Origin of the sequence: Bacteroides sp. D2, assembly GCF_025147085.1 — a bacterium.
In the GTDB taxonomy this organism is placed as follows: domain Bacteria; phylum Bacteroidota; class Bacteroidia; order Bacteroidales; family Bacteroidaceae; genus Bacteroides.
Map to the genome: position 1 here is coordinate 2,436,892 of NZ_CP102261.1, position 17,133 is coordinate 2,454,024.

8 protein-coding genes are annotated in these 17,133 nt (G+C 41.9%); 1 reads left to right on the forward strand and 7 read right to left on the reverse strand.

Annotated features, from left to right (window positions below; translation table 11 throughout):
- Nucleotides 1–13 precede the first annotated feature (13 nt).
- A complete protein-coding gene (locus NQ505_RS08465) occupies nt 14–1,771 on the forward strand; it encodes an ATP-binding protein (RefSeq protein WP_009000221.1) in 1,758 nt (585 codons plus the stop codon).
- Between the two features lie 215 nt (nt 1,772–1,986).
- Here NQ505_RS08465 and NQ505_RS08470 read toward each other — a convergent pair whose 3' ends face one another.
- From NQ505_RS08470 to NQ505_RS08500, 7 genes are all read right to left on the reverse strand, one after another.
- On the reverse strand, nt 1,987–4,269 hold the full coding sequence (locus NQ505_RS08470; protein WP_009000220.1) for a GH92 family glycosyl hydrolase: 2,283 nt from the start codon (nt 4,267–4,269) through the stop codon (nt 1,987–1,989).
- 481 nt (nt 4,270–4,750) lie between these two features.
- Nucleotides 4,751–7,399, reverse strand: coding sequence for an alpha-L-rhamnosidase (locus tag NQ505_RS08475; RefSeq protein WP_009000219.1), 2,649 nt, complete (start codon nt 7,397–7,399; stop codon nt 4,751–4,753).
- A 26-nt stretch (nt 7,400–7,425) separates the two neighbouring features.
- A complete protein-coding gene (locus NQ505_RS08480) occupies nt 7,426–9,363 on the reverse strand; it encodes a GxGYxYP domain-containing protein (protein WP_009000218.1) in 1,938 nt (645 codons plus the stop codon).
- A 36-nt stretch (nt 9,364–9,399) separates the two neighbouring features.
- Nucleotides 9,400–11,715: a GH92 family glycosyl hydrolase gene (locus NQ505_RS08485; RefSeq protein WP_009000217.1), complete on the reverse strand. Its 2,316-nt coding sequence runs from the start codon at nt 11,713–11,715 to the stop codon at nt 9,400–9,402.
- A 26-nt stretch (nt 11,716–11,741) separates the two neighbouring features.
- The gene (locus tag NQ505_RS08490) at nt 11,742–13,931 is read right to left on the reverse strand and encodes a hypothetical protein (protein WP_009000216.1); all 2,190 of its coding nucleotides are present in this window, start codon (nt 13,929–13,931) and stop codon (nt 11,742–11,744) included.
- 63 nt (nt 13,932–13,994) lie between these two features.
- Nucleotides 13,995–15,152, reverse strand: coding sequence for a DUF4972 domain-containing protein (locus NQ505_RS08495; protein ID WP_009000215.1), 1,158 nt, complete (start codon nt 15,150–15,152; stop codon nt 13,995–13,997).
- Nucleotides 15,153–15,178: 26 nt separating this feature from the next.
- Entirely contained in the window at nt 15,179–17,122 is a 1,944-nt protein-coding gene (locus tag NQ505_RS08500) for a RagB/SusD family nutrient uptake outer membrane protein (protein ID WP_009000214.1), read from the reverse strand.
- Nucleotides 17,123–17,133 lie beyond the last annotated feature (11 nt).

Genomic DNA, 17,133 nt, shown 5'->3' on the forward strand with positions numbered 1-17,133 from the left:
AAGGAATCGCAATATGATGAAACAAATACCTTATGGAATAACTGATTTTGGTCGAATCCGGAAACAAAATTATTATTATGTGGATAAGACGATGTTCATTGAAAAAATAGAAATGCAACCGCCTTATCTATTTCTGATACGTCCCCGTAGATTTGGAAAGAGTCTGACTTTGGCAATGTTAGAAACTTATTATGATGTAAGTTACGCAGAGCAGTTTGATGAACTGTTTGGTCAGTTATACATAGGCCAGCATCCGACGAAACTTCACAATCAGTTTCTCATTATGCGGTTTAACTTTTCAGAAGTGAGTTCTAATGTCAATGAGGTTGAACAATCGTTTAAACTTCATTGCTGTAACAAGCTGAAGGACTTCGTGTACAAATACGAGCGTTTGCTTGGAAAAGAAATCTGGGAGATTCTGGATGAAGGTACACAAAAAGACCCCGGTGCTTTTTTATCGGCAATCAGCACCTATGCTAGCCGTAAAGGAAATCTCCGCATTTATTTGCTTATTGATGAATACGATAATTTCACCAATACCATTCTTTCAACCTACGGTACCGAGTTTTATAGAAAAGCAACGCATGGTGAAGGTTTCATTCGTGGCTTCTTTAACGTGATAAAATCCGCTACAACAGGAACAGGGGCTGCCCTTGAACGGTTGTTTATTACCGGGGTGAGTCCGGTGACGATGGATGATGTCACAAGTGGATTTAATATCGGAACTAATATAACGACTGATCCTTGGTTTAATGATTTGGTTGGCTTTAGTGAGAAGGAATTGCGTGAAATGCTGACATATTATAAAGAGGAGGGAGTACTTGAAGAATCTATAGATGAAATAGTTGCCATGATGAAACCTAATTATGACAATTATTGCTTTAGTGAAGATACATTGGAGCAGTGTATGTTTAATTCCGATATGACTCTTTATTTTCTGAAATCTTTTGTACTTCATCATAAAAAGCCTAAAGAAATTGTAGACCCCAATATCCGTACCGACTTCAACAAACTGACATACTTGATAAAGCTCGATCACGGATTGGGAGAGAATTTTTCCGTTATAAAAGAGATAGCCGAGCAGGGAGAGATTACTACTGACATCGTTACTCATTTTTCTGCATTGGAGATGACGGATCCTAGTAACTTCAAGTCTTTGCTATTCTATTTCGGGCTTCTCTCCATTAAAGGTGTAGATATGGTGGGAAGACCCATTTTGCATGTGCCGAATTTAGTTGTAAGAGAGCAGCTATTTAATTTCTTGATACAAGGCTACATCAAGCACGGTATCTTTAAAATTGATATGAACAAGATGAGTGCTTTATTTGAGAATATGGCTTTCAGGGGGGACTGGAAACCTTTGTTCGATTTTATTGCCGACGCTGTTCGTGAGCAAAGTCGTATTCGTGAATATATTGAAGGTGAAGCGCATATTAAAGGTTTCTTGCTTGCGTATTTAGGAATGTATCGTTATTACCAGCTCTATCCGGAATACGAATTGAATAAAGGCTTTGCAGACTTCTTATTCAGACCTAGTCCGTCGGTTCCTGTATTGCCTCCTTTCACTTATCTGCTTGAGGTGAAATATGCAAAAGCCGGTGCTTCGGAAAAAGAAATACGTGTCCTTGCCGATGAGGCACGTGGGCAGTTGCTTCGTTATAGCGAAGACGAACTGGTGGCAGAAGCCAGAGCAAAAGGTGGGCTGAAGTTAATAACGATTGTTTGGCGTAGTTGGGAGCTTGCCTTATTGGAAGAAGTAACCCTTTCTTAAGAGACAAGTAGCATACGTGTTGCTATAAGGTGTGTGGCTCATCTATCTTTTCCTGATTTTGAAACGTTGATGAATAAGGAGATCATTTTTTCCTTTTAATGAATATCCCCTAATAAGTCTTGAAGAATAAAATTTGCCTCTGCTATGGATTTCCATAATAGAGGCAAACTTATCAACATGAAACTTAATTAAACAGTCCCTTGTTTTTTATGAATTTAACGAACCTTTTTTAGGACTTTAGAGAAGGAGTAAGGAAAACTTTCCTCTTCTGTTCCTCTGTTTAAATTGGGCTGACTTCCCATTTGGAAGTTGATGTTTCCTCCTTTTAATAAGTCTTCATTGTGTAGATAGTTCTTTTTATATTCTGTGCCGTTCAGATTCATTGTTTGAATATACATATTCTTCTTGTTGTTGTCGGTTGCCTGGATGATGAGGCTGTTACCGTTTTCAAGATGTAAGGTTGCCTTTTTAAAAAGAGGAGCACCAACGACGTATTCGCCGGTTCCCGGACATACGGGGTAAAAACCTAATGCGGAGAAAACATACCATGCCGAAGTTTGCCCGTTATCTTCATCTCCACAATATCCGTCAGGTCCCGGTGTGTACATTTTATCCATGACCTGGCGTAGCCAATACTGCGCTTTCCAGGGTTGACCGGCATAGTTGTATAGGTAGATCATGTGTTGGATTGGTTGGTTGCCATGCGCGTAATTCCCCATATTCATGATTGTCATTTCACGAATCTCATGAATAACCTGCCCGTAATAACTTTCATCAAAGACAGGAGGTACGGAGAATACAGAATCCAGCATAGTGATAAACATATCTTTTCCTCCCATTAAGTCAATTAATCCTTGTGGATCGTGGAATACAGACCATGAGTAGTGCCAGCTGTTTCCTTCGGTAAATGCATCCCCCCATTTCAATGGTGAGAATGGAGATTGGAATGTTCCATCTTCATTTTTTCCTCGCATGAGCTTGGAGTCTTTATCGAATACATTCTTATAGTTCATCGCCCGTTTGGCAAAGAGCTGTATTTCTTTTTCCGGTCGCTTTAATTCTTTGGCTAATTGATAGATACACCAGTCGTTGTAGGCATACTCCAAAGTTCTGGCAGTGTTTTCATTGATTTTTACGTCATAAGGGACATAACCCAGCTTATTATAATATTCGTATCCGCGTCTTCCTGTGGAAGATACGGTGGGATGTACGCTCTTTGTTCCGTGTATTAACCCTTCGTACAAGGTTTTCACATCTTCTACTTTAATACCTTTTAAATAAGCATCTGCCAGTACGGAAGCAGAATTATTTCCTATCATACAGTCTCTGTGTCCGGGGCTGGCCCATTCGGGGAAGAATCCGCTTTCTTTGTAGGTATTGATGAGCCCTTCCTGCATTTCTTTATTCATCGACGGATACATCAGATTCAGTAATGGGAAAAGACACCGGAAGGTATCCCAAAATCCGGTGTCGGTAAACATATATCCCGGTAGAACTTGCCCGTTATAAGGGCTGTAATGAACAGGTTTTCCGGCTTCGTCCAGTTCGTAGAATTTTCGGGGGAAAAGTAACGAACGGTATAAGCAGGAGTAGAAAGTGCGGTATTGATCGAGGTTTCCTCCTTCCACTTCGATTTTTCCCAGTACCTGGTTCCATGCTTTCTGTCCCTTTTGTTTTATCTGCTCCAGATTGTCATTTCCTAATTCTTTCATATTCCTTGCAGCCTGTTCGAAGCTGATAAAGGAAGAAGCGATGCGTGCATGTACTTGTTCTCCACGTTGAGTTTTAAAGCCTATAATGGCTCCTGCATGGTCAGTAGTCTGTTCGGTTGCATTTTCTTGAATGCTTCCATTATTCACAGTGGCTTTATAGGTGAAAGGCTTATCGAATTGAATAATGAAATAGTTCTTGAAGTTTTCGGGAACTCCTCCGCTATTGCGTGTACTATAACCGATAATTTTGTTTTCTTCTGGGATAATCTGAATAAAAGAACCTTTGTCAAATGCATCGACTGCAATATACGAATGTGCGTTTTCCGGGAAAGTGAACCGGAAGAGAACAGCACGTTCGGTCGGAGACATCTCCGTGACAATATCGTATTCGGCCAGATACACCTTGTAGTAATAAGGAGTTGCTTCTTCTCCTTTGTGTCCGAACCAGCTAGCCCGCTTTTCTTCGTCGAATTCAGGTTTACCCACCATCGGCATAATGGAGAACTGTCCGTAATCGTTTATCCATGGGCTGGGCTGATGGGTTTGTTTGAATCCACGGATTTTATTGGCTGTATAGACATATTGCCATCCGTCTCCCATTTTTCCGGTCTGTGGCGTCCAGAAATTCATTCCCCAAGGGCGGGCAATGGCGGGGTAGGTGTTACCTGTTGATAATTCAAAAGATGATTGTGTTCCCATTAACGGATTAACGTATTGTGTCCAGTCTTTGGACTGGGCAAGAAGCGTGCAGCTAAGCACTAAAAATAATAACCAACATTTCTTCATAATTTTCTTTTTGAGTTTATAGCTTGCGAAGTAATCACAGCGTTTTCATGTGTTGCCAACGTTGAATGTTCCAACGGGTTGAGACATGACAAAAGTATAGCTTCGTGGTTAAGGTCGTGGTTAAAATCGTGGTTAATGCGATGGCTAATAGGCGCTTTTTTTATTAACCCCGCTAAAGAAACTATCGCAAAAGTGTTTTTTTTACTATGTTATTCAACTATCTATGTGAAATAGACAAATATACCTTACTGTTATTATTTGTATTAGTGTCCTTTTTTGTCGAACCATGTATGTGCTCAAGGCTTAAAATTTCAGAGAGACGAAAATTCGATTGAAAACAGAACCTCATACAATGACTTTGCCTATAAAAGTCGCATGTTTAAAGACCGGCTTGATATTGCCATTGACTATGCGTCCACCCTGTAGGGAGGAAATAAGATAATAAAGGCATGAATCAACATGCCTTTATTATTCTCTTTATTCATTTTGCAGTAGTTTGTAATTCAAAGACATGTGTGCCTGGTTCCAAAGCAACTGTACGACTGTCTTTTATATTAGCAGGCATTGTGAATGTTGCTGTACAGTTAGCAGGAATTGTCACTTCATAAATTATCTTTTTCCCTTTACGTTTCCAATTGGAAACAATCAGACCACTTGGCGATTGATAACTGATGTTGGCGTAATTTAACCCTTTTACGAAATGGGGGGCAAGAAGAATATGCCTGAATCCAGGGTGTTCGGAGTCCGGTTTGATTCCTCCCAAAGCTTTATAGAACCATGCTCCAATCTCTCCGAACATCATGTGATTATCCGAAAATTCACCTGCGCCTTGGTAATCCCAGTTCTCTACCAGTGCCGTTGCTCCGTTGCTAATCCACCATCCCCAGGAAGGATAGTCTTTTTGAGCAGCCACCTGAAAAGCCAGATCGGCATAACCATTTTCACTTAAAGCATTCAACAATGCTTTGCAGCCTAATACTCCTACATCTACATGACATCCGTCTTTCTGTACTTTGTTCGCAAGATTTGCGGCTACTTTGGCTTTCATATCTTCCGGAACCACTCCCCACATAAGTGGAACACTTAATTCTGTCTGACTGCCTCCGGCATATATGCCAGTATCCCGGTTCAGGTATTTCTTGTTAATCGCTTCTTTGATATTTTCAGCTAAAGCAGTGTATTTTTCGTAGTCATCCTGTTTCCCGAATAGCTTGGCCGCATGTGCCAATATGTTGGTATCTACATAATAATAAACGGAAGAAGTTAGTTCTTTGGATGATAGTGTTTTGACAGGTACCCAGTCTCCGCGTCCCCAATCACTTAAATATTGCGGGCTATTACGATCTACATAATCTACATACCTTTTGATGTTTTCGTAACAGTCTTCCAGTAGTTTACTGTCTCCATAGAATAAATAGACATTCCAGGGAATAAGTGCGATTGTACTTGTCCAGTCAAGTCCGTTCTCTGTTCCATATCCCCATCCCGATGTCGGAATAATATCAGGGAGAACCCCGTTGGGTTGTTGTTCATCCCGATGATCTGCAAGCCACTTTTCATAGATAGTCAGTGCGTCATAGTTATACAATCCTGCTTCTATTCCCAGATGTCCGTCTCCTGTCCAACCGTTCTTTTCCCTTTGCGGGCAATCGGTAGGATATCCGAATAAATTAGAAAGATAAGATACATTTGTAGCCTTCCATATTTTATTAATGATTGGATCGGAGGTAGTTACATTTCCTACTTCCGGTACATCATTATGCATGAAATAACCGGTCAGGCATTCTTTCTTTAATTCCGTCGGCTCACTACATGACACTTCCACATACCTGAATCCTTTATAATTGAATTTAGGCATAAAGGTGTCTTTCCCTTTTCCGGAAAGGATATAAGTATCGGTTTGAAATAAATCCTCTTCATCCGTCGGACGATGGAAATTGCTGATACGTCCCAAATCTACTCTGCCGTTTGGTGAGAGCCGTTCGGCATGTATCAGCCGGACAATCGTTCCTGCTTTTCCTTCAATTTTCAGTTGTGTAACTCCTGCTATATTTCTTCCCAAATCGAATACATAGAGTGAATCATTCAATTTATTCATGTATTGTGCCGGGATTGTTTCTACATTCCGGATAGGATATAACTGTTGAGCCACTATATTCTGTGACGGAGCAGAGCGGAAACTGACATCTGTCCAAGACGAATCATCAAAATTTGCTGTATTCCAACCTTTCTGTTCCCGGTCTGCATCTTGGTTTTCACCGGTATAGATGTTATTGCGGATGATGCTTCCCCCTGATGTCCTCCAATCCAATCCGGTAGAGACGACTTCCGTAGTATTGTCATCGTAAGTGAGACGTAAATCTAAACAGAAAGTGGGACGATTTCTCCAGGGGGCATCGGCGAAGCCCCATACTCCCAATGCTTGGTGGTTGTACCAACCATTTCCCAAAATAACGCCGATTGCGTTTTTCCCTTTCCGGATATGAGATGTTACATCATACGTTACATATAATATTCTCCGGTCATATCGGGTGAGCATAGGATCCAGCCTATGATTTCCAACCTTTTCTCCATTAAGAAAGAGTTCATACAAACCACCTACTGCTATATAGGCACGGGCAACCTTAACAGGTTTGCCCGAATGAAAAACTTTACGAAAATAAGGTGAAGGGTGATGTTCTTTCGATTGTCGGTCGGTGATCCAAGCCCCTTGCCAGTTGTCGACTTTCATCATACCGGTTTCGAAAGCCTGTACTTTCGAACTTGTTTGAAGGGTATCTGGTTGCTCTTCTACCTGTACTTTCCAGAAATAACGTGTAAAGGGGAGGAGCTTGTTTCCTTGATAGTGGGATAGCGTACAATCTGATTCGACTATTCCGCTATCCCAACTATTTCCTTTACCTTGAGTGACAGCGAGAGAATCAGTCCCTACGATGATGCGGTATGAATGTTGTGTCACTCCTTGCCGGGAACTTTGGAGTTTCCAGGAAAAACGTGGATGGGTAGCATCTATTCCTAGTGGATTTACTAGATGTTCGCATTGCAAGGCGGTAGGTGTCATGGCTTCCTGCGCTCCTATTCCTACCATTCCATATAAGGAGCCGAGAAGGATAACAACGATTCGTTTCATCAGTTCACTCTTTATTTTCAATGATTTTATTTTAAAGTATTAATATATTGTTGGGTCTCTTCCGGATAATACTGCATCCGGATGCGCCAGATCAGCTCTTGTACAGATATCACTTTAAAATCATCGCCCAGATGACGTTCTACCAGTTTGGCTGCACTCGCTCCCTTCAGGTTACCTGTGTTCTGCGGGTTCATTTCCGAAGTTTCGCTTGGGTTTTGTCCCATATCATTGAAGTTACTCCATGCATGAAGTGAAATGACAGAGAATGTCTGTCCGTTCGTCTGGGCACTCTCTTTCATTAGTCTGGCAAGATACGCCGGAGAACCTTCGTTGCGCATATTGTTACCCTCATGGTTCCATAAAGCATAATGGGCGGTGATAACAGGTATGTGGAGTCCGTCTTTATTTGTCAGCCAATATGTTTTTCCTCCACCATCTGCGTAACCCGTCAGACTGATAACCAGAATACCTTCCAGTTGATCGTTGGCATCGATAAATGCCTGGTAGGCTTCTTTGCAAGCTTCTTCATTGGTGTAATCTTTCGCATGTAACCCCAATACTTTAATTCGGTGTTGACGCATGCTGGCAGCAACTTTCGCAGCAGCCTTTTTCAAGCTCTCTGAACGGCCTTCCGGCGCATCTTTCCCGAATGTGTCGATATACATATATCCACCTCCTAATGCTTCAATCAATGTATAGTTTGATTTCTGCATATTCATAATCTCCTTAAACTGGTCCGGTGACTGCATGGCTATGTTGATGACCGGAATACCGAATCCCATATACGTGGATTCTGCGTTTGGATCCATATAATACTCATCCACAAAGTGGTTCATCATCCATTGTACATTATCTCCGTCACTTAGATAAAATGAATAGAAATTTTTATGCAAGGAATAGTCTATATTCTTGGGATTGACTACTTTGGCAAGATTGGCCGACTGACGATTCTTATAGTCCAGTGAGGTAAATGCAAGATTATAGCTCCAGTCATTAGGTATCCAGATATGTCCGGTCAGTGATGCTGGCCCTACAAAATCCACTTCAGGAATAACCTGTTCCCAACCATAAACGGGAGCACCGGGAGCAAGCCAGGCAAGTACCTCTTTCAGTAGTTCTTTGTTTGCTCCGTCAGGTACGGCATAACTGCTATTTAAGTTAATGACAAAATATCCGTGTTGGATGGCAAAATCACGTAGTTCACCCGTATTGACCGGCATCAATACCAATCCTTCGTTGTTGCATTTATCCTTGAATTCTTCCCAAGCATTGCGGGTTGTTTTGTTACGGGCATCATACTTCATCTCATAACCTGCATTTTTAAACGTCTGTTCGTCGCGTACATCTACTATGATAGAATTGTGTACATGAGCGGCAACTGAAGCTACAATACTGCTTTCCGGATTATTCCGTACATCCGTCAATACATATCCTTCGAATAGATGTCGTACATTTCTTTTGAATCCGTCCTCATCCGGGTAAGTGTTGATAGCTAATTCAGTACCGGTTTGTAATCCCTGCTCTGTGACATCCATTGCCTGAACTCCGTTCAATGCCACCGCATAAGAATCCCTGTGTTCTTCATCTCTTAACCAGATACCTATATCACTTTTCCCTTCGTCTACCGCTCTGTTCACCAAACCGGCAATAGACTGACAAAGCAAATGATACTGTACTCCCTTGCTATCCAAGTCCGGAGCATTACGGTTAGAGCCTACCAGTGCATCAATGCATGACCAATAACGTGCCGGTTTTCTTTTCATTTCCGGAAAAGTGTATTGCCCTGCATCGTGAATAGGGTCAAACAACGTTTCATACGATATGGTGCCTTCCGAAGAACCATTCCCGTTATCTTCAATCTCATAATCATTATTATAGCCATACTTTACATCGGAATCATTACAACCGGTAATTGTTATTCCAAAGAAACATATTACTGCAAGTATATTCATTTTCAGGTTCATAGTGCTTTTATTTAAGATATTAATATTCTTATTGTTTTATTCTTTTTCGATGCCCCAGTTTGGATTAGGAGCAGCTCCCATAGTCAGTTCAAGTATACCACCTGCGACAATGTCTTTAAAATCAAGATAACATTTGTTGTACTCTCGATTATTGAGACGGGCTTTCTGGATATACCGGTTTGTTTTTGAATTGTTCAAAGTTCGAATGACAAACTTCTTACCTTTGAAATAATCCGGGTCCAGATGAATACGGATCTCGTTGAATACGGGACTGGTTATTTCATAACGCGTACTTCCGGGGCAGGAGGGATGTATCCCTGATGCAGCCAGCACATACCAAGCGGACATTTGTCCCACATCTTCGTTACCGACTATACCTTCCACTGCATTCCTGTAAGCCTTGTCACAAATATGGCGTGTCCATTTCTGTGTCAACCATGGAGCATCTAAATGATTGAACAAGAAAGGAACAAGGTGCACAGGTTCATTTGCATGATTGTAATATTGATTCCAAAGCAGACTCTCGGGAGCCTTTTCGAAAAAAGAAGATAAATCGTTCAAAGTTTTCTCTTTTCCTCCCATCAATTCAATCATACCCGGAATATCATGGGGGACAAACCATCCCTGTTGATACAAGTTAGACTCTACACATCCGTAACTTTCTATTGTGCGTGCATTTTCAGGCCATAAGTCATAAACACCGTCTGCATGGCGAGGACGGAACCATCCGACTTCCGGATCGAAAGTGTTACGATAGTTTTGCCCGCGGAGCATATAGTGAGAGGCGTCTTCCTTATGTCCTAAAGCAGTTGCCAGTTGTGACAAACACCAGTCAAAATAAGCATATTCCAGCGTTTCGGAAACGTTTAATACTATGTACCCCCGTTCTCCGTTACCAAATTTGTTGGCGGTATTTCGAGCATACTTATAGGCCTTATTTACGTCATATCCCCGTATCCCTTTTAGATAGGCGTCAGTCAGTACTGATAAAGCAGGATTACCAATCATGCAACCACTGTAGGAATTCAGAAATTCCCAGCGTTCGTAATATTCGTACCCACTTTGTTCGGCTAATGAAATTAATGAGTTTATTTCATCGTTCACCATCTTCGGGTTAATCAGAGTCTGGAGTGGAAACTGGCTGCGGAATACGTCCCAACCGCTGAAGATAGAGCGTTTGGTAAATCCTTCCTTTTCATACACTTTCCCGTCTCCTCCAACATATCTTCCATCCACGTCGGTAACAATACGGGGATCAATCATTGTATGATATAAAGCCGTATAGAAGACTGTTTTTTCCTCCTCACTGCCTCCCTTTGCTTCCATGCGAGACAGCTCATTGTTCCAGTTCTCAACCGCTTCCTGCCGGATTTCATCGAAGTCTTTTGCTGCGATTTCCTGCTTGTAGTTGTTCTCTGCCCCTACCATGTCGACAAATGAAATACCGACTTTCATGGTTACTTCTTCATTTGCTTCTGTTGCAAACTCTGTGAAAAAGCCGATATGTTTACCTTCTATTTCATTAACGTCTTTAATAATTGGCGCCTGGCTTACTTGCTGCAGATAGGAATCACTTACTACATCATCTTTCTTACGGTTCCAGTCATCCGGAATCTCTGCATTCCAGAAACCGTAGTGATTCAGTGGTTTGCTGAATACAGCGTAAAAATAGACTGTATAATCCGCTTTCCCATCACCATTTCCCCAACCGCCTCCTTCAGGAGTACACTTCATCCAGCCACGAATGGCGTGTTTATCTTTAACCTGAATGTATTGGGTAGTGGAAGTGCCTCCAACCCGTCGTGCCAGATCAATCTGGATACGGGATTGAGAGTTGGCAGGATAGGTAAACCGGAGAATACCACTATGTGAGGCGGCTGTTGCTTCCGCCTTGATGTTATAATCGGTCAGTGTAGCACAATAATAACCGGCGGAAGCTTCTTCCGAACTTTTGTCATACAACGAGCGGTATCCTTGGATGGAACCGTCTTCACGTCCTGCGATTAGCTGAAGCTTACCGGTAGTAGGCATAGTCAAGAAATTCCCCAAATCGCCATACCAGCCTACACCACTCATTTGTGTAAAGGCGAATCCCTCTATCGTTTTATGTTCATAGCTGTATCCGGAAGAATTATCTCCACCAGTGATGGTTTGAGGACTTACCTGAACCATGCCGTAGGGAGTTGTTGCTCCCGGAAAGGTTTTACCCATTCCATGATAAGTTCCGGCTAATCCGGTACTTGTGCTCGCTCCGATAAACGGATTGACATATTGCGACGGATTGGCTAATCTTTCATTACTACAACTCACTAGTAAGAAGGAAGCGACGATTACGCTGATAATATACCTCATTGTTCTCATTATTTATCTTTCTGTTACTACCATTCGATGCTGACTGCAATTCCGTCAGGATGATTCTCGCAAGAAAGCAGACAAGTTTTACTGCTTGCATCCCATTTCCATTCCACAGTCGACTGAAGTCTGTCGTCATTATTCGTGACTGTGCAACTCTTTGGGCGTGCGGGTAATAGGATACGCATCATTCCGGATGTATTCACAGGAGCTTTTCCTGTGAATGAATAAGTGTGCGCAGTACTTTTTTCATCGTATATCCTGCAGGAAGATGCTAGAACCTGGCTTTTCTTCTTTTTATCCACTCGATCCATGTCAATCAGTAAAGCCTGTGTACCGGGGGAAACTTCTTTTATTTCCAATACAGGTAATTGGGGATCAAAAAGGTCGATGTATTTCCCTTTTGCGATATACGGTTCATTAGTCACGCTTTCATCCAGTACTGCAATAATCTTATACATTCCTCGTTCAAGCACGAAAGAATTTTTAAAACAAAGAGATTCTTTCGTTTTCTTCTGGTAGAGGGTGGATACTGTTTTTACCAACTCTTCATCACCTCCGGCAGATAATACATATTCTTTCGGGTCGTTCCGGAGAATAAATACAGTTCCTTTTCCATACTTGTATTCTCCTGTTTGTGGAAAAGCTGTCATCTCCATCATTTCAAAGAGATGAGCGGAAGGATTTAGATAAGATTGGTTTCCTGTATTCCACCATTCCTGAACAGACTGAAATGGATCATTATCCCGGCCACTGTATACAAGTATGCCTCCTTGATGTACCCATTGAGAAATAAATTTATGGGCGTCCGGTGACATCGGTTTCATGTTCGAATAGGACATAAGAAGAATCTTCAGTTCTTTCCAGGTTTCGGGATATTCCACATTTTCTATATGTACGGTAGATACCGGTACTCCACGTTTCAGAAAAGGAAGAACTTGTCCTAAAAAGTTGGATAAATATGGATCGCTATACCCGGCATGTTCCGGAAAACGCTGGAACATTAATGAGTTGCTCATCAATGCGCTGATTCCCTTGTTGCCGCTGACTTGATTATCAGATACAGGCATGTGGTTCAGTGCATTAATCATAATCTGCATTTGGGTGGAATAATGGCGCGGAATTCGGATACGTTCGTCGCTATTGGCGCTTGCCCGATACCAACCCTCGTAGATTCGTTCCGGCCAAGGCATGATCTCATAGTTAGAGATACGGGGATAAAGCAGTTGTGCTGTAAAGGTAGCCTCGTAATTCTTTTTATAGTCACTCCAATCCCGTGGCTGGTCTTCGATCGGATCAGTCAGGAAAGTCATCTTACGTCCTGTAGGTGCTGTCATTGATTCCATGGAACCATATTCGACGAAGGCAGTTTCGAACACCCGTTCTTTTTGGATACCGCTGTAGAAATTAGGTTCCCGTGAAGTACCTGTCCATACCTGTGCGATGTATCCGTCCACACAATCCAAAGATGCGAGGCTGGCCTCCGGACTTACAATCATCCATTGAGAATAATTGAGAAGCGAATGAGTAGGCACATAGCAACGTACATTCATCCCTTTACTTCTACCATATTCTTTAGCGTAAGTGAATACCTCCTTCAAAGCATGATAATACAACTGGTATTTCAACTTATTCGACAAATAGGTATTATTCGGCGATTCATGTTGAGGCTGCCAATCAAAACCATAATATTTCTTCCATTCCCGTTTGAAAGCCTCGCTGTATCCACCACGTGCCCAGAATTCGGGCTCTTCCATATAGATGGCATCAATGCCTGCATCAATGGCCTTCTTTACATGTGCTTCTTTTATATAGGCCAGATAATTCTCTGTAGGAACAATGTAGGGCACTTGATGTCCGTGCCAGATAGTATCTCCTTCTTGCCTCACTTGTCCTTCGTCCATGTGAGGTACTCCGTCCCATTTTCCGGTAAAATAGTCCTGATATTCTCCCCAGGCGATCCCTGTCATGAAATGAGTGGTATATCCGCGATCGCGCCAGGAGTGTACACGTTGTGCAAAAGGTACGGCCCGCGTTTTGTCGGTCGGATTTCCATTGATTCCATATATGATGGCGACATCTCCTCTGTTATCCAGTGTCGGACGCCACGGCTGCGATGTCTGAAACATCGTTTGCTCTTTGGAATGTTGTGCAATACAACTTATACCACCGAAAGAGAATATACAAAACAGAATAAAACTACTTTTCAATACCATAATTTTTTGTTTAAGGTAGGTTTGCCCGGTGTTTTACTACCAGAGCAAACCACTGTCATCCATTTATTTTAGATTTACCCATTGAAAATTTCCTTTCAAAGAAGCGAAATACCTTCCTGTCAAATCTTCGACATTGTTGAAATCATCAGGGAGTCTGTTGAAAGGCCATCCGCACACCAGATCAGATTCGTCTCCGGTTACCAACAACTGATATTGAGCCAGTTTCTTAATATCCGATTCAGATTTGGCAGATTTCCAAATGTGGAAGTGCTTAATATATCCTTCTACTTTACGATCTCCCTTAATACCACTGACCGGATCCATTTGACCGAATGCCACCATTGCTGTATTTTCGAGAGTATTGGAGGTATAATTTCCTGCCATATCTGATTTTGCCCGTGTTGTCTTGAGTTCACCGTTCAGGTAGATTTTGCAGATGATCGGGCTACCGCTGCCGTTCGTTTCTCCGTTGAAACCTTTCTCATTCATTACGGCTGCAAAATGTACCCATTCGTTGAGCGTGTTGAATTCGAATCCTGGTTCCATCAAGTTCCAGTTATCGGAAGCATAACTCATACGTAATGATTTTTGGTCGAACAGATTTACGCACCAGCCTTTGCGATAATGGTTCGGATCGTTGTCATCTCCTTTCTCCACAAAGGTAGAAATGACGGAACCAAAACCTTCTTGAGATTTTACTTTCATCCAAAGTTCGATAGTGAAAGTCTGTTGTCCTTCCGAGCCAAAACGGGAGAAATTAGGACTGACTCCAAAATCAATATATCCGCCTTGATGACCATTCACATAAAGTTCGTAATCTTCGTTAGGATCCACATAGTCGGTAGTGCGGATGCTTTCTTTGAAATTGGAGATAGCCCGTTTGGTTTCTGCCAGTAGTTGCTCAAACTTACTTTTGGCAGGCTCCACATAACTTCCGTTTGACAGGTTCTCTATGACTTGTTCCAGTTTCTCAATGGCGCTATTAAGAATATCTTTACTTTCTTCGGGATACATTCCCTGTTGGAGACCATAAGGAGAATCGTCTCTTAATGCTGCCATTTCACTAATCTGCTCTTGAAACTTAGTAACATAAGTATTTATCATATCTTGCTCCGAACTATTTTTGTCATCGTCCGAACATGCCGAGAAAGATAAGGATACTACCATTGATAACATGAACATCAGAGTCATGTACCAGTTTGTATTATATCGTTTTTCCATATACGTTCTGTTTTTCATTTTATTAATTAATCCCATCCGATGTTTTGTACCAGATTTCTGTTTATGTTCAAGTCTTTCTGCGGAAGCGGGAAAAGATAATGCTTCTTTTCGAAGATGCGGTCTTCTACTTTCGTACGTACAAAGAAGTCGTTACCGTCTTTATTGATATTCATTCCATGAATCGCTTTACTTTCTGTTTCTTCGGCAATACACCATCTTCTCACGTCAAAATAGCGTTGAGTTTCGAATGAAAGTTCTACACGGCGTTCATCTCTGATGGCTTGACGCATATCTGCCGGAACGGGAATTTGTCCATTACCATTTCCATATTGAGGGATTCCGGCACGTTCGCGAATCAGGTTCAGATAAACGAGAATGTCCGGATTACCAGGATCACTTTCATTTAATGCTTCAGCGTAATCCAGATAAATCTGGGCTAAACGGATTAAAATACAAATGCGGTCGCTTACATCCCATTCAGCCAGCGGAGCTGATTTGCGTACTATATATCCCGTCTTCGAGTAGTCGTTAGAGTTACCTACCCCACGACCGGAATTACCACTATATTGCAGACTTGTATAAACCACTCCGTCACTTTCATTCAACCACTTCTGTCCGTCAAATGTGATATCGGCATAGAATCTCGGTTCACGTCCTACCCATGCTTTTAGTGCTCCTTTGGGAGCAAATATGCGTTTGGTTACAGGGTCCAGATAATCGGAAGACGAGAAACCATTATCTTCGTAGCCTGAAACCGTGTTGATAACAGGAGTTTTATTATCCGATTCATATCCGTTAATCGGTTTCAATCCGTTGGCCATGAAGTAAGAATCCACCATTTCCTGGGTAGCAGCCATACTACTGGAGGCACTGACACTACTGGGTAGTCCGAAATGTTTCGGAGTTCTTTCGTAATGAATATCTGACGCTTTCACTCTTTCTCTGAAAAAGATCATTTCGGCAGCCGAACCGGATGAAACATTCAGCATTTCTGAAATGTAACCTCTTACAGCTTCGCGATAAGACAAATAAGGATCTAATACACCGTTTGTCTTGATACGGCAGAGATCATAACCATTACCGACATAACGGTCTATAAATTCTTTCGCATCATTGGCTGCATCTGCCCATAACTGCTTCTTTTGTTCTTCACTGTAAGCGGGGAATAGTTTTTTTCCATCTTTGTTGGTTAATCCCGCATAGTATGGGTTACTTCCGTTGAAGAGATCACTGGCTGCCAACATTCTGGTTTGAAGGATGAATGTTTGCGCAATGGCTCTGTCAATATGTCCCAGACCATTATATTTTGAACTTAACGTTTTTGAGAGTTTGATATTGTCTATCAATCCTTCTCTTTTGGCTTCCTGCAGTTGAGTAATAATGTAATTGACTACTTCTTCCACACTGTTACGTGAGATTTGCAGGCTTTCTGCAGAAGCATTTTCCGAGATTACTTCCTCCAGGATAGGAACAGGCCCATATAACCGGAAGAGATAATAATAATAAATCGCTCTTAACGCTTTGGCTTCGGCCGTCCACTGGTCATAGTCTCCCGGTGACAAATTGGGACACCGGTAAAGGTTCTCTATAAATAAGGTGGCTGAACGTATTCCTTTGTAGTACTTATACCAATAATCATAAACGAAACCGGATTCAGGAGTATAGGAAGCATTGTTTATTTGTTGTGTTTCGCAGAAATCCCATGCAAATTCAGCTTCGTCACATCCTGCTACCCATGCACCGGAAGTACCTTGAGTATTAACACCGTTGGCAGAGTTTCGCTGACGAAACTCATCCGGTAGATAAGTGTACACAGAGGCTAAGTATTTCAAAGCCCCTTCGCGGGTTTCGAATATCTTCTCCAGAGAGAGCATGTCTTTCTCGGGCACCTGGTCGAAATAATCATTACAAGATGTTATTGTAAGTAATAACAGTATTAATGTACTCCAATTTATATATATCTTTTTCATATCTGTCTGCT